Raw genomic sequence first — 18743 nt, forward strand, 5'->3', positions numbered from 1 at the left:
CGACGAGTACCCACATACCTTGCAGCACCGTGGCACCACACTGCATTTGCAGTCCCCGATTGCGCCACATACCCGCCAAGCTTTCGAGTCCATGATCGAGCAACGGACGAGGTCCAAGCGGGTCAGTGCACCGCTCGACTGCGCCATCAGCAAGCTGTTCACCAAACGTGAGCGACTCGACTCGCTGAAAAAAAGATGGCGGGTGCAACGCGGCAACCCGAAGCGCAACGGGATGTACGACTGGTCGCTCGAGGAACTCATCAACACCCGCGAGGCCGCCCGTCGAGGTGCCCCTGTCCCCAAGCTCGAAGGCTTCGGCTATCGTCGCTCGAAGCTTGGCCTGATTGAGGATGTCTTCCTCATCACTGAACTGCTGACCGATCATGTCGACGGGCTGACAAAGGTCAGAGCGGAGCCCGAGGCGATTCACCAGGTCATCGAAGCGACGTTCGAGCTTCTGCACGCATTGCATAGCCAAGGCATCACCCACATGGACCTTTGGGCGGCGAACGTGATGCTTCCCAAAAGCGGCAAGGCCCAGGCCATCGACTTGGAAAACAGCTTTTCAGAAGCGACCGACTACCTGAATGAGACGCTGGGTTTCCAGTTCGGCTTTTTCTATTACCGGGAAATCTACCGGTACATTACTGAAGCGGATTACGATGCTGCCGTAGAGCGCGGGCTAGCCAAGTGGTTTCCTGAGGTGCGGCGTGCTGACTTCGACCGAGTCTATGGGGCGGCCAAGCATGAAAAGATCGGCCGCCTGGAACGGCGAGCGATTTTTACTCATGGGATAGTGGAAAGCGAAGGGTAAGACAGGCTTGTTGCTGCGGGCCCCCAGGATAGGAATTTTCTTAAACTGAGACCAATCAGTTCAAAAGAAGTAGCTTCAGATCTATCCTACGCTCGCCGCTGAAGTTTCGATGTTGTCGGGCCAGTACCCCATGGATAACGTTCCTGGGTCACCAGTAGCTGGTGACCGGGTGTGAGAACCCGATGACGAATAAGTGGACGCTGTCATGGTGGTCGTACACGGGCAGGCTTCGGTCTGGCCGGGTTTCCTTATTCGCTCGGTTTCTCACCCCGTGTGCGGCCGCCACCTAAATCCGTGAGAAAGGTCTAGGTGCCGGGGCTTTCATCGAATAAGGATTAACAACATGAAAACGAAAATCGTACCCGACCCACCACTCTACGCCCCACCTAAACCTCCGCTCTATGCCATCCCGCCGAGGGAAAGGCTGACACCATGAGCGAAGAGAGGAAAACCATCTGCACAGCCGGCGTAGAAACCTTTCTGGATGTGGGCAACCCTCCAAGAAACCTTCTGCGCGTTCAGCCGGGGATCCCCATCGACGTTGCGTACGATCAGGTATCCATCTTGCTGGGCTACATCAAACACCTGGTGCGCGAAGGCGACATGGAAGACAACCACAAATTGCTCGGCGCCGCGGACTATCTGAGCATGCTGGCCAAAGCGCTGATGAATGATGTGGAGATCGCCAAGAACCGGCTGATTTAGCTGCACGCACAAGCTAGGGGTAATGTGCGGGGACGCCTCTAAGAAAAAGGGCCGACATTCAAAGCCGGCCCCTCCCCTGCTAAATCGGCACCCCGCCGATTACGCGCGAATTTCTGCTACCACAGCTGCCAATGCCTGGGCAGGGTCCGCCGCCTGGCTGATCGGGCGCCCGATCACCAGGTAGTCCGACCCAGCATCCAATGCCTGACGCGGTGTCAGAATACGGCGCTGATCGTCTTGAGCACTGCCAGCCGGACGAATACCTGGAGTCACCAACTGCAACGAAGGATGCGCAGCCTTCAACGCAGGCGCCTCCAGAGCAGAGCACACCAACCCATCCATGCCCGCCTTCTCTGCCAGGGCAGCCAAGCGCAGCACCTGTTCCTGGGGATCGACGTCGAGGCCGATACCAGCCAGGTCTTCACGCTCCATGCTGGTCAGCACAGTCACACCGATCAGCAGCGGCTGCGGCCCGCTACGCTTGGCCAGCACTTCCCGGCAAGCCGACATCATGCGCAGGCCGCCGGAGCAGTGAACGTTGACCATCCACACGCCCATCTCGGCTGCAGCTTGGACCGCCATCGCCGTCGTGTTGGGGATATCGTGGAATTTGAGGTCGAGGAAGACTTCGAAACCTTTGTCGCAGAGGGTTTCGACAATGCCCGAAGCGCTGCTGGTGAACAGCTCCTTGCCAACCTTGACCCGGCACAGGGCTGGATCGAGCTGGTCAGCCAGCTTCAGGGCTGCGTCACGGGTGGGGAAATCGAGGGCGACGATCAGGGGCGTCTGGCAGGCGGACATGGGCGGGTCTCTTGGCAAGTCTTGAACGGCGCGCATTGTAAACGATGTGGGGCGGGGTTTGGGGGCCGTGGGTCATCGGAATTGGTGTGGTCGGTCACCAGTCCTATAATTGAACCAACGAGCGGAGGGATAGCTCAAAATTCGTACAGGCGAAGCCTGACAACTGATTGGAGAACGACAATGCCTTGGTATGCATGGCTGATACTCATCATAGCCCTTGGCTCGATTGTCGGAGGCTTGATGATGCTAAGAGAAACAGCTAAGAAGCTGCCGTTGACTGAAGAGCAGCTGCGTAAGGTGCATGAGCGCAATGCTGAGGCGGATGCCAAGGATGCGCAAGATAGGTAAGCCTGAGAGGTGAGACCGGGGCAGGCAGTTGGCCGCCCCGGGTGATTACCCTACTCCACTACCAGCGCGTTGCGGTTTCGTTCCAGCAATGCGTTACCTATCCCCTTGATCTCTAGCAGTTCATCTACAGAAGCGAATGGCCCGTGTGTCTCCCGATAAGCCACGATAGCCTCAGCTTTGGCCTTGCCAATGCCGATCAATTCTCTTTGCAAGGTCAGTGCATCTGCGGTGTTCAGGTTCAATTTCCCTGATGAGGCTTGCAGTGGGTTGACCACTGGTACCGGCTCCTCCGGTTCGATTTCTTTCACTGTCGCTGCGCTGAGAGAAAACGATAAACTAGCTATGAGCGGAAGTAGTAGATTTCTTATAGTGGCCTTACACATGATAGTCACTCCTGTGATTTGATGTTTGAACGCGGCAGCACCTGGCTGCCACCTCAAACTAGCGCTTCACAGACCATTCTCCTAGTGTTCAGAGCAATGGAATGGTTACCGGATTAGACGTCACGATGTGTTGCAATCCGCTCAGGTAAAACTACTGACGACCTCGGTGGAAAAAACTTCGAAATTAGGAAAATTTGTCGTGTCCAGCACATCGGCCATGCACTCATATCCCCTACCATCTCAACGATAAAAATCGTCGCAAACACTGCAGGGAGCAAGCTTGTGAGGCCTTGGCAAATAGCTTTTCGCAACCTTGTCAAAGCGTGTCCCAATCCTGAGGTCCTCTTTGAGCCAGCCAAACATGCGCTCAATTATTTTGCGCCGCCGGTATTAACGGTCGATCAAACAGTCTGGGTAAGCCAAGTCCGGGCCTGGGCTTCAGTGGGCGCAGCGGCATGACAGGCTGCATTCGATATCGGTCGCAGTAGCGACGCAACACTTCGGTGCTGTAGCCCTGGTTAGACAAGCGATCATTTGCAGCGTTTAGGCGGACGGCCACATTGGCTCGATGGAGTGCTGACTTCATCCAGTGGCTGATGTCACAGGTTTGAACGCCAGAGCGGAGGAGGCGCTTGCTCAGGCGCCGTCGTCCTCGGCCATGGGTTTCGAAATAGAGATAGGAGACCACCCCCCTACCCTCCCCGAAGAGTTCTCAGCGCTTTGCCATCATAGAATTACCGTCCATGGCGGAGCCCTTCGCAAAATCCCAGTGTTCATTATGCGGCAGTTGGTTTTACTGTTTTTTATTACTTTAAACACAGCCATTCAATCTCTCGTTATCTCCTGCCCCGCTGAATAAACTCACAAAACTAGCAACGCACGAAAAATTAAACAACCGTAAAAAGATCGACATGCAGCCTAAGTCTGATATTGAAATCGGTTGGCTTGCAGTAGACAATTTTGCAATTAACCCCGAGTCGTCGAAAACTTACCAGCCTGATATCTAAATCACTCAGAACTCGTAACCAAACTATCATGTTGGCAAATTCGAGACCGGGTGAGTTTATTCGTTGCTGAAGGATGAGTGAGGGAGAATCTAGCACCCACGCAGCAAAATCCGCGAGGCTAACGCTTGCGGAAAAATACCGACTCCGCAAGCACTTTTATAGACCCTACCATCAAAATTTAGGTTACAATGCTCCTTGTCTTCACACGGAGCTAGCAACCTGCCAGCCGAACACAGGCGCAGAACGCTCCAGCAGATCAACCTTACTCCTCACCATGGAGTGGTGTAAAAATAAAACAGTATTAAAGGCGGGAGTAATAGTAGCGTATGCAACTAAAGCCGAAATACCAACCAACGTTTGCAGAGCGGTACCCTGTCCCGCTGTTTTTCGCAATAATGGATATGCTTATAGTTTTTGCTGCAGGTGTGTTTTCTTATTTTTACAGGTTTGGTACCCCGGAACCAACTGGAAGATACAGCTTCGCTCTTACCACGACAGCAATTGTAGTTGTCTTATGCCTTGCCATTGGAGGTGCTTATGGTTCCCAACGAGGACATTCCTTCCGGAGGCAATTGAGCTTCCTAGTAGCTAGTTGGGCATCCGCCGCAGGAATCTTATTATCTCTATCTTTTTTCTTGAAAGTATCTGAGGATTACTCACGAATTTGGTTTAGTACAATGTTGGTAGTCGGTGGAGCTGCATGCATACTGCTGAGGCTAAGTGTTTACCTGATACTACGAAAAATTCGAAGCTCCGGAATGAATCTGAAAAGTGTTTTGCTGGTTCATTCAAATGATGATTCAAGTTTCCAGCTAAACACAGAAAATGACTTGAGAGAAGATGGCTTCAGTTTAGCCTCGACGCTGAAAATAGACAGCGTCTCGGAATGGACCGCCACTCTGGTAAATAAAGTCGACGAAGAAAAGATACATGAAGTATGGATATCATTACCCCTTAGTCGTGGCGGCGACGTAAGCTCAATTATGTATGCACTGCGACATCACACCGTTGCGGTCCGCTTCATACCGGAACTCCGTGATATTCCACTGCTGAATCACCGGGTTAGCCATATTGCAGGACTTTACTCGCTCGACTTAAGCTGCAGCCCAATGGATAGCCCTGCGCGATTGATAAAGCGCGCTGAAGATCTATTTATTGGAGGCATTATCAGCCTAATAATAATTCCAATATGTATTTTAATTGCAATTGCAATTCGAACCACATCGCCAGGCCCAATACTTTTCAAACAACATCGCACGGGATTCAATGGCAAAAAATTTAAAGTCTACAAATTTAGATCCATGCATGTTCATAAAGAAGATGGCGTAACTCAAGCGTCGCGCAATGATGCCCGAATCACGAAAGTAGGCGCATTTTTAAGGCGAACTAGTCTTGATGAATTACCGCAGTTTTTTAATGTACTGCAGGGAAGGATGTCAATCGTTGGGCCCCGCCCACATGCGTTAAGTCACAACGAGTATTACAAAGACCTTGTGGAATCATACATGCAACGTCATAAGGTCAAGCCTGGCATTACAGGTTGGGCTCAAGTCAGTGGTTTCCGAGGTGAAACAGATACACTGGAGAAAATGCAAAAACGAGTCGAACATGATCTGTGGTATATTGATAATTGGTCCTTATGGTTAGACCTCAAGATTATATTTCAGACGTTCGCCAAAGGATTTATTCATAAAAATGCCTTTTGATCAGAGCAGCACAATGGCGTCAATATCATCAAGACTCAAGCCCAATGGTCGCCTAGTTACAGTGATAGGCTGGCTACTTGCGATCGGCATTTTCATTCTAATTTCTGGAAAGGTATGGATTGCGTCAGGCAGCGGTAGAAATACGCAAATTTACATTACATTGCTACTACCCACGCTATTTTTAATTGCAAAGAAATATATAAATCGAGACTTTTCATTTCCAAGAGAATACTTTATTTGGATACTTTTCCTAACTTGGGTTGGGCTAAGTAGTTTGTGGTCAACGAACACAGAGGCTGACTTCTGGTCCCTTGCCAAAAGAGGCCTGTTCATATCCCTGTACCTAGGTGCAGTTTACTATTTATTCCATATCAACCAAGAGTTTCTCTGGAAATCTATATTTACCGCCGTAATAACTGTATTTGTGGGAGCATTAGCAACCCTACTCTATCAATACGGCGTGCTTGACATTCCATTAGGTTACAGATCACATCGTCTTCAAGAACTTGGTTTAGGCGGATATGCGGATTATGGCTGGCCAGTCGCTGCTGGGATATTCCACGGTTCGATTGCGCTGTACGCCTTATACTTAGCAATAGACAAGAACACACGCCCACTTATTTCAATAATCTGGGGGGCAGTATTCACGACGCTCGCTATATACGTCCTTCTAACCTACACTCGTGGAGCCTGGATCGCACTAGCTGCCGGCTTTATTGTGCTAGTTTTGTTACAGCGCAGTAAAAAAGCATGGTTTGCATTAGCGCTATCTGTATTCACAGCATGCTGTTTGATTGTAAAGTTCTGGTCGCAACTTTTGATAGAATTACAAACTCGCCAACTATCGGGGCGCGGGCCCATTTGGCAGTTCTTTTATGAGCAAATGCAAGGCCACTGGTTTTTGGGCCACGGCCTCGGTACGCCATTCGAATATCATTGGCCCAAAGGCGGAGCTATATCCCCTCACGCTCACAGTCTTTACTTGCAGCAAATCTACGATAGTGGAATAGTCAGCTTAACAATTTTAAGCGCCGGATTGACATTGCTTTTCATTAAAGCATGGAGCCTTCGAGAAAATAGATGGGTGAAGCTCGCTTTACCTGTGCTCATATTTTCGTTGGTTGCAATGATCACCGACGTGGAGCGGATCTATACCCGCCCTGGTGATTATTGGGTAGTATTCTGGACCCCTGTAGCTCTTCTACTGGCTGTATCCGGCACCAGCAAAGTGAAATGAAGTAAGAGTCTGTGTTGTTGCTCCTAAATAGGAGCAACAATATCCTCACTCAAACCGAGAGCGGAACTTTGCTAGAGGCAATAGATCGACTCCCGCTTCAGAGAAACATTGCTTTATCACGAGGAGCCCAACCCCACATACGACAACTGGATACATGTCTCGTAGGAAGATCACTTTCCCAATGTCACGATTTTCGATTCTGACATCCGCGCACTCTTCAACCTGAAGAATGCGACATTGCTCCCCATTCAAAAGGCAAGATGCTCCCTTAAATGGGTGCCCTAACGCATCGACCGTACGGCGTATTTCCGCTGAAGACTTTGACCAGTTTATTCTATAATCATTGTCATCCCTCCAGAGACTATAACTAGCGTTAGACTCATCCTGAATATAAGAGTCGAGGCTTAGTCCCGCAGCAATGCGCTTAAGCACTGTATCTCCAGCAGCTATGTAGCAGCTAGTTAGCTTTTCTATGGCCTCATGGACAGTAATGGGATAAGAAATTGAGATGGACTCTTGGGTGATAATTTGCCCCTTGTCATATTCCGCAGCTCCAAAAAGAGCGGTGACACCAATAACATGCTCGCCATTGATTAGTGAATTGACTAAAGGAGCGAACCCCCTATATCGCGGAAGCAACGAGTCGTGAAACACTATAAGCTTGTCCTGGGGATGATCAATCAGCCACCTCCAAGATACTGCAATTACAAACTGCGAGGTGATCAACATGCTATCTTCGCGAAAGGTGTAATTAACACCATATTTCTCACAAAGTGAAGCTATGTCGGAAGAATAGTCATTGGCAACTGCTCTGTCTTGCCCTATGACAACACTTTGAATTGAATCGCTGTACTCGCTTAGCGCTTTTTTAGCAAACGCTAGGCCCTTCTCTGTCATCAATAATAGCGTGATGGCTTTGGGTATCATAATTAGCTACGCCCCGCCTTTTCTGCCCAACTCAGCAATAACCGCTCATATTGAGAAAGGATATCAATCCAGGTAAATCGATTATTGAACTCTTTTTTACTACCCTCACTCATTATTTGAATTTTTTCTCTATTAGAAAGTAGAGTATCAAAGAGTTTCGCACATGCATTTTCATCACTAAAATACTCTGCTTTTGAACCCGCAACCCACCTATTAAACTTGTTATCGTGTGCAATAACTGCGCAACCTGCCCCTAGTGCTTCAACCAAAGATGGGTTTGTGCCACCAACTTTGTGCCCATGAAGATAAAAAGCCGCGTAAAAACGGAGAGACTGAACGATCGCCGAATCATAGATTGCACCTGGGAAAATTACTTCATCACCTGCTGCCTCCAGGATCTTTCTATGGTATGAGTTGTTCTCGGCACTATAGTTACCAAGAACTAGTAATTTATGCCCCCTCGGTTTGCAGCTAAAAGCCCGGACCATTTCCAAAATAGAGTTTTCAGGCTCTGGACGGGCGATAATTATCGAGTAATTTTCTGCGGTTAATCCAAATTGCGACAGAATACTTTCATCAGCAGAGGACACATCATCACCGCCATATGGGATCATGGTGATTTTAGATTGGTTCACTCTCGTCGCAAGATGCGCCTTGATCTCAGGATGGTCAGCAACTAGGTGGTTACCACCCCAGCAACCTAGCCGTTCGTTAATCCAGAACCAAGTTTTGGCCAAGACGCCCCATTTCTCCCGCCGCCATTCAATGCCGTCCATATTTATCACATTGACTTGGCCTTTGAACCGCTGCATCAAATTGAAAAGTGCAGTATTGTAACCCAACGTCAAGAAAAGACCTGACTCACGAAGGGCATGCCTAGTTGCCAAGAAGTCAAACACTATAGTTCCAAGCGCACCTGTTCGACTCACAGGAATATGCACTCTGCGAATTCCTTTCCACTCTGTTTCCCAGATGCTATCTGCTTTTACTCCTTCCTCGTGACAATAAACAGTTACCCGCCAGCCTTTCTCAACCAGAAATAGAGAGAGTTTTTCAGCGAAGGTTTCGAAACCTCCATGCATTGCAGGGACTCCCCTTATTCCTAAAATACTCAACTTGAGCATCGATTATTCCTTAATAGACGAAGAATCATAAACAGGGTAAAAAGCACCGAAAGGTCTGTTAGAGCGAAGTTAAATACTGAGAATGCAAAGAAAGCCGCAAAGGTTATACATCCCATCGCTAAAGACACAGAGTTCTTCATAATAATCCAGAAAAAGCCGCCATATATAACAGCCAACCCTACCAGACCACAATCAATATAAATGGTGTAAAAAAGACTAAACCCGGAATAATATAGCCAAGTCTTCGCTATCGGATTGAAGTAAGCTATAAATCCGCTACCGAAAATACTTAAATCCCCAAATAAAATCTCGCCAAAGGGAGCAAGGCGATGAGCTGCAGGCCCGTTCAATCGACGGTCATACGCATGATGCAAAACTGAGAGCGCATCATCGCAAGCAACTATAATGTCATCAAGAAAGACAAGGCAAATACATACAGCGACTAGCAGGGCACAAACGTACACCACCATACGACGAGCGGGATGTCTATGTACAACGGCACTCACAACTGCCGATACCAGTACCATTAAATGTAGCAATTGCATTGCTTTCGAGTTAGTAAGGAATACGATTACAGTACCCAACAAAATAATTAAAGCCTTTCTAGCAAACCCTCCTTGATATGAGAGAAAGAAAATACTGAGAAGCATACAACAAAAAGCCAAACTGGCATCAGAGGCTAGGTAAAAAGTTCCAGACACAGTGTCTTCGATTGAAAGCTGCGTCTTCGAAAAATCTAAGATTTTATCGGGAATAGTCTTTTGAATAGAACAAACTAAAATTTGAACCATCAGATAGAATGGTAGAAATCGCTCCAGCTTCCTCGCACTTATAAAACCTTTATCTGCAGTTAGTGTAGCCGCACTCAACATGACGAGAGCCGCACCCAGATAATATATATAAACCAAGAAGCCGAGAAAATCACTACCATTTATGACTCCAACCACCAGCATAAGCACTGACAGTATATAAAAACTGATAGTGTGTTTCTTTAAACGAAAGCTCAACGCACCATTAAAAAACAAAAATGAGAATAGAAGAAATAGCGCCAACACATTAGTTTGAGTTATAGATAGCCAGCCAAATATCTGAAAAACAAATCCAACAAAATACACGACCACAATAAAAAACAACAAAGAATAGGGCATCTTTGCTGAGGATGTACCCTGTATTGATATCATAGCGCGCCCATCAAGATTCGTTTGATCTGGTTTTAATAAGTTTAGCCGGGCATCCACCTACAATCGTATTAGGAAGAACGTCGCGATTAACAACCGCCCCTGCTGCTATTACCGAGCCGCTACCAATCCTCACCCCGTCTAAAATACAGGCCGCAGCACCGATCCAAACATTATCTTCTATGACTATGCCTACCCTGGTAACACCTTGCTCTTTAATCGGTACTTCAATGTCGCTAAAGATATGATTTTCAGACAAAAAACGCACGTGAGGACCTACAATTACTTTTCGACCAATTTTTATACCACCTTGTGCATTTATGAAATTGAAATGCCCCAAACCAGAGTCGTCACCTATGTCCAAACCTACACCAAGATCCCCTAACACTCCTGTACATCTAATGAATGTGTAATCTGGAATCGCTACGTTTCTCCCTAGACGTATACCTTCAACAGACAATGCATCTATAGTCACATTTTGACCAATAACACATCCTCGCCCAACCGATAATTGGTGCTTGTGCTTAACTACTGTATTTGCACCCCAAAAATAGGGGAACTCTGAGGATCGCATGAAAGGACTAAAAATCAATGCCCTGAGCAAGGAAAAAAACTTGTCGCACAGTACGATTATAATTGAACGGATTTTCAATCCAGAGTCGACACTATATGAGGGATCTCGTTTTACCCTACGAATAAGAAAATTCAATATCCCCTTCATATAGTTTTCGCCTTCCGCAGCATATAGTCGGCTTTATAGCTCCACCTCATGGTTTCGGGCAGTCTATTCGAAATCTCACATTCAAGCCCCAGCAAGTTATTGAGTTTTTCTACAAATTCAATCCGATCACAAATCACTATATGCTCATCGTTATGATACTGTGCAATTTCACCGATTTCTGTTGAGATAATCTTTTTGTTGGCAGCCATATACTCATAAAATTTTATAGGATCACCACCATGCTGACTATCTACCCTGTAGGGTATAAAACATACATCTGCATTGCAAACATAGGCAGGCAAGTGCGCATACAGAATATCACCGCCAAACTTCACATTATCTAGATGAGCTAACTTTGTTTTGATTGCTGGCTCAAGAACTTTTCCTAGCATAAGGAAAGTCACTTTAGGCATTGCCGACGCACAAGAAGCAACAAGATCAGTATCCAACATTTCTTGCATTTTCCCCGCATATACTACACATGGCCTTGGCAATTCATCTAAAAGAGGCGGAACTAAATACGTTTGACGAAACTTGTCGAAATCTACACCGTTTGGTAAAAACTCCACATTCCCGTTATTCTGCGCTGAGAAGTATTCAATCGAGTCCCTAGAGTTAAAGAATACTGTAGGGTAGCTCTCTAGCACTCGAAAATACAAATTCATAAGAGTACTTTTCAATTTCGCATAGGTTGAATGCTTGCACAGATTATCAACCCCATCGAATATACGATGAACAGGAGTAAGTTTTTCACTGAGAGGGACAGTGAGCGGGGAGGATTCGTATGTAACGTATTCCGCAACATTAAGGACACTGAGCGCCTTTAAATAATGTTCAAAGTGCTTAGAGTACAATTCAGGAATGAACGACTTACCTCGGGTTACCGGCTTAATCATGGACATATCCAAGATATCAACGGCATACAGCCTTTCCGATACCCGGGTAATGAACAAATTGCCTTTTGAATAAATGCGCTCACCAGCAGTTAGAAGCTTCTTCTTGCCCAGTATCATTTCCAACAGCATAGTGGGTCGATTGAATACAATAACCTTCTCAACATCCACATGTTCGGCAAAAAACTGGTACAAATGAGAATCTCTAGTACGGAAACCCTCGACTTGAGCCAGTTTTATGTCATGGAATGGAATACATACTACATTCAATGCACTCATACACAGCCTTCATTTTGTTTTGTTGGGCCGCCCAGTCGAAGAGCGAAGCCGAGAAATGTATTGGAGAAGAAATGCCAAATCAGCTCTAAATACGAAAAGGCCGCCAACTGCAAGGCAAAGCCACAACGAAATCATTATCACATGCTCGTGCTGGCCATACAGTGTACTGAAAACCCCCAAAAGCAGACAGATCAATGTAGACAAGTATAACTGAGCTCTCGCAATCGGACGCCACAGTAAAATGGCAAACTCAGTACGCAAAATCAAAAAGAACCAAAATGCACTAGCCGTTGCCACGGCCGCTCCTTTAGCCCCCAAGCTGGGTACCAATAGCCAATTACCTATAGCACTGATTAGCAAAGCTAACAGAGCCGAAAGCAACGAGTAAATACTTTTTTTGGTAACATTTATACCGACTACCGTGGTTTCGGAAAGTGTATAGAAAAGAGGATAAGCTAAGCAGCTGATAACCACATACTGAACTGCCGAGTACTCTGGTGGAAGTATGTATCCAAGCACCCAAGAGAAGAGCCCTGCACCCACGAAAATAAAATAGACTGCAGCGGTAACGTGACCTGTTGCCTTTGCGATTTTCTCCTGCGCAATATCTCCCGAACTATCTTCAGCAACCCATTTGTAGACCGTAGGAACCCAAACGGTAGAAAAAATACTTTGGAAGACAATTGCAGCCGCCGCGAAGTTAGAAGCAACTGAATACAAGCCCAGCTCATCAAATGTGGAAAGGTTTCTAAGAAACAGCCTATCCAATGCTGTTAGTCCCCAAAATGCAGCCCCGCCGAGTATCAGAGGCGCCCCATATTTTATTAGAGAACCGGCTTGGGTCGCATCCACCACTCCAAGCTGAATACTAAATAGATCTGACCTGACATTCCAAACTAAAATCAACGCCACAGCTGTAAGGGATACAGTATGCGCAATTAGTAAAAAATCGAAACCTTCTAATTTGTAAAAAACTCCAAACCCTACTAGCGACAAAAATATTAGCTTAGGAAGAGCTTGACTCAAGGAAAATGCTATCCCCCTTTCCTCCATGCGTAAGACAAGGGACAAGAACCTGCTAAAAAAAGCGCACAGTAGACAAAGTAGAGCTAGTAAGCTAAAAACTAAACTTTCCACACCGAATAGCATCTGCGACAACAGCGATCCATCAATACCGATCACAGCAATTACTGCAAATAAAACCACTATACTCCCTGGCAACATACAGTTTTTTAGTAAATTTGCCTTGTCATCGACCTCATGGTAATGGCGAACATAGGATTGATCCAAACCCAAGCCAAAAATCAGCACAAAAAAACTGCAAGCTACTTGAATCATAGCAATCCGGCCAACATCGTCGGCCGAATATACCCATGTCAAAAGAGGAAAAGTAGCGAGTCCGACAACCGCCGAAGTTATCGGACCCATGGCAAAAGCCATAATTTTCTTTCCATTCACTTAAAGAAATCCAGAATGGATTGTGCTACATGTTGGCACGAAGTAGTCGGCATACCATACCAAATCGGAAGTCTAACCAAACGTTCACTTTCTTGGGTCGTAAAAATATCTTCACCTTCAAATCTACTGTAGATCTTTCCTGCCGGCGCTGTATGCAGGGGTATGTAGTGGAAAACAGCCATCACATCGCATCGCTTAAGATGTGCAATTAAATCAGTTCTAACTTCAAGACCTTTTACCTTGATATAAAACATATGCGCATTGTGCGAGCAATCATTCGGAATTTTTGGCAACTCTATACTACCATCATCAGCCAACTGCGATAGCAGATTATAGTACTGGTCCCAGATTGCCATTCTATCGATATAAATTTCCTCAGCCTTCTCCAACTGCCCCCAGAGATAAGCTGCTTGAACATCACTCGGCAAATAGCTACTGCCTAAGTCGACCCAACTGTACTTATCTACCATCCCGCGGAAAAATTGACTGCGGTTGGTGCCTTTTTCGCGGATCACTTCTGCACGAATGGCGAATTGTTCATCATTAATGATGAGAAGCCCACCCTCTCCAGCGCTGGTATAGTTTTTCGTCTCGTGAAAACTATAGGCTCCGATATGACCAATTGTTCCTAAGGGCTTCCCTTTGAAAGTGGACATCATACCCTGGGCAGCGTCTTCCACGACATAAAGATTGCGAGCGCGGGCCAAGGACATGACTGCATCCATATCGCACGAAACTCCTGCGTAATGAACAACAACTATTGCCTTGGTCGCTGAAGTGATAGCCTTTTCAATTAATTTCTCATCCAAATTCATTGTATCTGGGCGGACATCTACAAAAACAACCTTTGCACCTCTCAGTGCAAACGCATTGGCGGTACTAACAAAAGTATAGCTTGGCATGATTACTTCATCGCCAGGACCAATGTCCAGCAGAATCGCTGCCATTTCCAACGCGTGAGTACAAGATGGTGTAAGCAATGCCTTTTTACAGCCCAGTCGTTCCTCAAACCAATCCTGACAACGCTTGCTGAACTCTCCATCGCCTGAAATTTTCCCACTACGCATGGATTCCAGCACGTATTTATCTTCATTGCCGGTATAGGGCGGACGATTAAAAGTAATCATTTTAAACCTACTCATATTTAAAATAAGCTGACGAACTACGAGCCGAGCATTCGAATCAACTCACTGGAAAATCTTGTACAACTGCCTCACAAGATTGTCCTCGGAAAAATAGTCGCTGATAATTCGAGAGTTCTTGGACGCGACATTGGGATCAATAGGTTTTAAATCAAAATCACTGAGTTCAAAGGTGGTCAGCCCCAGTCCCTTAAGGGTTTTACTACTACTTGTACTCGAGTCTAGATAAACTGCTTTACCTAATCCCAAAAGATTAATTATGTTACCCATCCCCTGCTGGCGGCGGTGGTTAAAGATTGCAATATCAATTTTGCTAAGGAAATCGAGATACTGCTCGTACGGCATAAAGTCAATCATCGGAACAAACTTTGCGCCAAATAATTCACTCCCTGTTTTCGTGACGAGCTGCGCATACTCCTGACTGCCGTAAGAAAGTGGAACGTATATTTTATACTCGCTTCCAGAAAACTTCTTAAGAACATCAAATACTTCCAAATGGTTATTACTTGGGTCAGCGGAATTACCAATCTGGATAACCATCGAATCCGACTTCTTCGCGTTCAATCCTGGGTCGAAAAATATGTTACTAGTATAGAGCAAGCATTCATGATGAATACCGCGCGCGCCATACCACTGCCGGGCCTTTTCGACATCGCCTTGAACATAAGTCACCAAGTTTCCTATGCGAGCAATAACAAATCGACGCACAACCTCCTTAAGTCGCCACTTTGCATTCCTATTGCCAAGCTGGTAAACATAGAGGTCACCGCCCCAAATGAACCAGTAGCACTTCTTCAATAACCATGGCTGGAAAAACAACACAAGCAAATAATAATTACTGAACAATCCATGCAGTATGATTTTATCCGCGCTATACAGATGCCTTATCAAGGTAAACAGCCTGGCTAGCGGACCAAGAAGGTTAGCCTTAACAACTCCCTCCTGCTCCGCTATCGGATACCGCTGAGTATCACCCGTCAAGAAAAACAAATGACGCGAGACTTCAATCCGCCGCTGCAACAACTCTATAAATGGCGGAATGAACTTATCCATCAGCACTAGATGTAAAACTTTAGAGTCGCCCAAGAGATAATACCCAGCACAAACTTTCCATGTTAAAGGACGGGCAGTCTTGCCACCCGTTATTTCAGGCCTTGACTATATGCTCAGCGCAGTCCCGATATCTTCCGCGAGTATCAATAATAATTTTAGAATATTTTTTAATCAGATCATAATCGAATTTATCATGATCTGTAGCCAGGACTACAGCATCGAAGGTTGCAAGGCTATCACTTGTCAGAACTACACTTGAGAGGTCGAAGCTATGCTCGCGCATCTCCGGGAAGACTGGCACATGTGGGTCACTGTAGGACACCAGGCCGCCCTTCTCTTGAATCAGCTCCATGATCTCAACAGATGGCGATTCACGCATATCATCAACATTTTTCTTGTAAGCGATACCCAGAATTAATATCTTGCTTTCTTTCAGAGCTTTGCCATGTTCGTTCAGACCGCTCATCAGTTTAGCCAATACGTACTCCGGCATAGCGCAATTGACTTCTCCCGCAAGCTCAATGAAACGAGTGTGCACTCCGTACTCTCGGGCTTTCCAGGTTAGGTAGAAAGGATCAATAGGAATACAGTGACCTCCGAGCCCTGGCCCGGGGTAATACGCAGTGAAACCGAAGGGTTTGGTTGCCGCAGCATCAATGACCTCAAAAATATCGATACCCATTCTATCTGCGACGATTTTCATTTCATTCACCAGGCCTATATTTACCGCCCTATGAATATTTTCAAGCAACTTGGTAAGTTCGGCAGCTTTTGTCGAACTTACTTCGACAACCTTATCGATTGCCTGTTTGTAAAGCGACACGCCGACTTCCAAGCAGGAAGAGGTATGACCACCTAACACTTTCGGAATAGTGCGAGTTTCAAAATGCTTGTTGCCTGGATCTTCTCGTTCAGGTGAATATACGAGATAGATATCTTTGCCCACTACAAGCCCCTGTGCTTCAATCCGAGGTAAAAGCTCCTCCTCAGTAGTTCCAGGGTACGTCGTACTCTCCAGAGAAACCACTTGTCCTGCACGAAGATGTGGTTTTATTGCGTCCATGGTGCCTATGACATATGTCATATCTGGTTCACGGTACTTATTGAGTGGCGTTGGCACACACAGAATCAGAGCATCGCACTCTTTAGCACGTTCAAAATCTACAGTGGCCTCAAATCCACTGGTGATAGCTTGTTCAATAGCAGCAGCAGGTATATGCTCAATGTAGCTCTGCCCAGAATTGAGTTTAGCAACTTTAGCGCTATCAATATCTAGACCAACAACCTTATAGCCGATCGAGCTATATCGAATCATCAAAGGTAAACCCACATACCCTAACCCGACGATCCCTACAACGGCCGTTTTTGAGTTGAATTTCTCTACAACCTGATTTTTTAAAACATCCATTACTTACTCCAGTCAAGAGGCAACCCTATGGAATCTCCGACCTCTCCCATAGGCTACCGCACACTTGACAAAGGCTACTTGAAAATTTATTCAACAAGAAAACTTAATTTCATCCCAAATGCGGTCTAACGCATCTCAGATTAAGCTTCTTTGACTCTTCTATGGTTTAGACCCTTTTATATCAGCCTACTAGTCCCGACCATCGGATACACCCTGACGCACGACAGATTGCATGCCGTAAACCTTAAAGTGCCAGATAACCCCCACCAATAGGCCGCCTAAGAGGCCCGCAATAAGTCCCAACAGTATAATCAGCATCTTCTTCGGCTGGATGGGTTTATCCGGCGATTCTACAGAGCCGTCCTGTCGGAAAACTTGAACTACACCTGGATCAACTTGAAGCGACCGATAGAAATCTACAGCTTCCTGTCGTTGGCGCAGGTTTGGAACAAAGGGGTCATCTGAAGTACGATTGCGTAGGTTTTCAATTTCAGCCGCGATAGCTTTACTACCTCGCAGATAGGTCAATGGTCCATCCATCGACGCAGACACTTCGCCTGAAAGGCTATTAGAGATAATCGGCGGCTTGTCTAGTCCGATTGAGGTTGCAACACGCAGTGCCTCAGTGAGCTGCACAATCCTGTCTTCACGCTGTTTCCGAACACTTTCCCGAGATGCTTGAATCTGTTGTTCAAGGTTAATCGCCTTAATCGTTGCGTCGGATTTCGCATCCTTTACTACCTCAGCAACCCCACGACGCCCAGCCATATCAGCATAGGAAACTACCCACTCTGCCGCGACCTGAGGATTAGGATGATTAACCTTCACAAAGAAACGATTCGGAGAATCTTTATTGGCCACACCAAAAGTTAAAACATCCCGAAACTTATTGTACTCACTATCAAGCGAACCGCTTCGCTCATCACTTTTCAGACTAGGCAAATATGTATTTCGGAAAAACTCTCTACGCAGAGACTCCGATTGCAGATGGCGTAGATAGGCTTCATAGGCTTCTTTCACCGTAATCATCGAAAGACCGCTGTTCCCCCCCCGCCCAAAATTCAACTGGGAAATATCATTATGCGTCGGCGGCTGTATGAATACTTTTGCTTCATAAATAGGAGTAGCTACAAAAGCATAAGCTATTGCGATCGCCGTTATTACACCCGCTGTAACTGCGATTTTTAGCTTCTGCCCCCAGATTCCAGCCACTAGCTGAAATAGGTCGATCTCATCAGCACTATGGCGGTCGTAGTCATTACGCATCTATTCTATTTTTCCTTAGGTCCGTCTGTCTGCTTGGTCTCTGCTGCGGCACGCCAAAACCTTCAGCCATCCCGCCCGCCCCCCACGCACACGAGGTGAAGGTGGTCCGGCTTCATGCTCACGAACTGCCATCTTAATCATTAATCAGTAATAGAGGAAATCGGAGTGTGGAGTTCCTCCGCCTCCGACGGCCCCTGGCGAAGGAAGCCGACCGATAGCTAAGGTACAGTGACTAGTAAACTGGATCCCAGCGCTTGATAACGGCGCCCCAAGGCCCCCGCCAACGCCCGCTT

The 18743-nt window shown here is 46.5% G+C and carries 17 protein-coding genes and 1 pseudogene; 5 read left to right on the forward strand and 13 right to left on the reverse strand.

The annotated features are described in order from the left end of the window. Positions 1–91 precede the first annotated feature (91 nt). Complete coding sequence (locus tag IAE37_RS26020) at positions 92–814, forward strand: lipopolysaccharide kinase InaA family protein (protein ID WP_236410172.1); 723 nt, start codon at positions 92–94, stop codon at positions 812–814. Between the two features lie 432 nt (positions 815–1246). After that, complete coding sequence (locus tag IAE37_RS26025; protein WP_201178320.1) at positions 1247–1519, forward strand: DUF3077 domain-containing protein; 273 nt, start codon at positions 1247–1249, stop codon at positions 1517–1519. Between the two features lie 99 nt (positions 1520–1618). On the opposite strand, the gene pyrF is transcribed toward IAE37_RS26025, so the two are convergent. Continuing rightward, positions 1619–2320 carry an orotidine-5'-phosphate decarboxylase gene (pyrF, locus tag IAE37_RS26030; protein ID WP_201178321.1) on the reverse strand — a complete coding sequence of 234 codons (702 nt, stop codon included), beginning with the start codon at positions 2318–2320 and terminating at the stop codon, positions 1619–1621. 180 nt (positions 2321–2500) lie between these two features. On the opposite strand from pyrF, the gene IAE37_RS26035 reads away from it, so the two are divergent. After that, the gene (locus IAE37_RS26035) at positions 2501–2668 is read left to right on the forward strand and encodes a DUF2897 family protein (protein ID WP_201178322.1); all 168 of its coding nucleotides are present in this window, start codon (positions 2501–2503) and stop codon (positions 2666–2668) included. A 50-nt stretch (positions 2669–2718) separates the two neighbouring features. On the opposite strand, the gene IAE37_RS26040 is transcribed toward IAE37_RS26035, so the two are convergent. Next, positions 2719–3051, reverse strand: coding sequence for a ComEA family DNA-binding protein (locus IAE37_RS26040; RefSeq protein WP_201178323.1), 333 nt, complete (start codon positions 3049–3051; stop codon positions 2719–2721). Between the two features lie 232 nt (positions 3052–3283). Further along, positions 3284–3641, reverse strand: a pseudogene (locus IAE37_RS28910) (IS5/IS1182 family transposase); the annotation flags it as partial. 743 nt (positions 3642–4384) lie between these two features. Here IAE37_RS28910 and IAE37_RS26045 point away from each other — a divergent pair. Both IAE37_RS26045 and IAE37_RS26050 read left to right on the forward strand, forming a co-directional pair. Next, the gene (locus IAE37_RS26045; protein ID WP_236410173.1) at positions 4385–5764 is read left to right on the forward strand and encodes an undecaprenyl-phosphate glucose phosphotransferase; all 1380 of its coding nucleotides are present in this window, start codon (positions 4385–4387) and stop codon (positions 5762–5764) included. Beyond that, entirely contained in the window at positions 5754–7001 is a 1248-nt protein-coding gene (locus IAE37_RS26050) for an O-antigen ligase family protein (RefSeq protein ID WP_201178324.1), read from the forward strand. The genes IAE37_RS26045 and IAE37_RS26050 overlap by 11 nt, the downstream gene beginning before the upstream one ends. Positions 7002–7046: 45 nt before the next feature. Here the strand turns inward: IAE37_RS26050 and IAE37_RS26055 are convergent, their stop codons facing one another. The 10 genes from IAE37_RS26055 to IAE37_RS26100 form a co-directional block, all read right to left on the reverse strand. Then, positions 7047–7928, reverse strand: a complete 882-nt coding sequence (locus IAE37_RS26055) for a formyltransferase family protein (protein ID WP_201178325.1) — start codon at positions 7926–7928, stop codon at positions 7047–7049. Positions 7929–7930: 2 nt separating this feature from the next. After that, complete coding sequence (locus IAE37_RS26060; protein ID WP_201178326.1) at positions 7931–9052, reverse strand: DUF1972 domain-containing protein; 1122 nt, start codon at positions 9050–9052, stop codon at positions 7931–7933. Continuing rightward, entirely contained in the window at positions 9040–10290 is a 1251-nt protein-coding gene (locus IAE37_RS26065; RefSeq protein WP_201178327.1) for a hypothetical protein, read from the reverse strand. The genes IAE37_RS26060 and IAE37_RS26065 overlap by 13 nt, the downstream gene beginning before the upstream one ends. Further along, positions 10244–10882 carry an acyltransferase gene (locus IAE37_RS26070; RefSeq protein WP_201178328.1) on the reverse strand — a complete coding sequence of 213 codons (639 nt, stop codon included), beginning with the start codon at positions 10880–10882 and terminating at the stop codon, positions 10244–10246. The genes IAE37_RS26065 and IAE37_RS26070 overlap by 47 nt, the downstream gene beginning before the upstream one ends. 65 nt (positions 10883–10947) lie before the next feature. Continuing rightward, complete coding sequence (locus IAE37_RS26075) at positions 10948–12123, reverse strand: glycosyltransferase (protein ID WP_201178329.1); 1176 nt, start codon at positions 12121–12123, stop codon at positions 10948–10950. Between the two features lie 9 nt (positions 12124–12132). Then, the gene (locus IAE37_RS26080) at positions 12133–13581 is read right to left on the reverse strand and encodes a lipopolysaccharide biosynthesis protein (protein ID WP_201178330.1); all 1449 of its coding nucleotides are present in this window, start codon (positions 13579–13581) and stop codon (positions 12133–12135) included. Further along, on the reverse strand, positions 13578–14708 hold the full coding sequence (gene rffA, locus IAE37_RS26085; RefSeq protein ID WP_201178331.1) for a dTDP-4-amino-4,6-dideoxygalactose transaminase: 1131 nt from the start codon (positions 14706–14708) through the stop codon (positions 13578–13580). The genes IAE37_RS26080 and rffA overlap by 4 nt, the downstream gene beginning before the upstream one ends. 60 nt (positions 14709–14768) lie before the next feature. After that, positions 14769–15776 (reverse strand): TDP-N-acetylfucosamine:lipid II N-acetylfucosaminyltransferase, encoded by a 1008-nt coding sequence (locus IAE37_RS26090; protein WP_201178332.1) that lies wholly within the window; start codon positions 15774–15776, stop codon positions 14769–14771. Between the two features lie 94 nt (positions 15777–15870). Then, on the reverse strand, positions 15871–17184 hold the full coding sequence (locus IAE37_RS26095; RefSeq protein ID WP_201178333.1) for a nucleotide sugar dehydrogenase: 1314 nt from the start codon (positions 17182–17184) through the stop codon (positions 15871–15873). A 189-nt stretch (positions 17185–17373) separates the two neighbouring features. Next, positions 17374–18450 (reverse strand): LPS O-antigen chain length determinant protein WzzB, encoded by a 1077-nt coding sequence (locus IAE37_RS26100; RefSeq protein WP_201178334.1) that lies wholly within the window; start codon positions 18448–18450, stop codon positions 17374–17376. Between the last annotated feature and the right edge of the window lie 293 nt (positions 18451–18743).

Origin of the sequence: Pseudomonas sp. S31, from assembly GCF_016648105.1 — a bacterium.
Lineage (GTDB): Bacteria > Pseudomonadota > Gammaproteobacteria > Pseudomonadales > Pseudomonadaceae > Aquipseudomonas.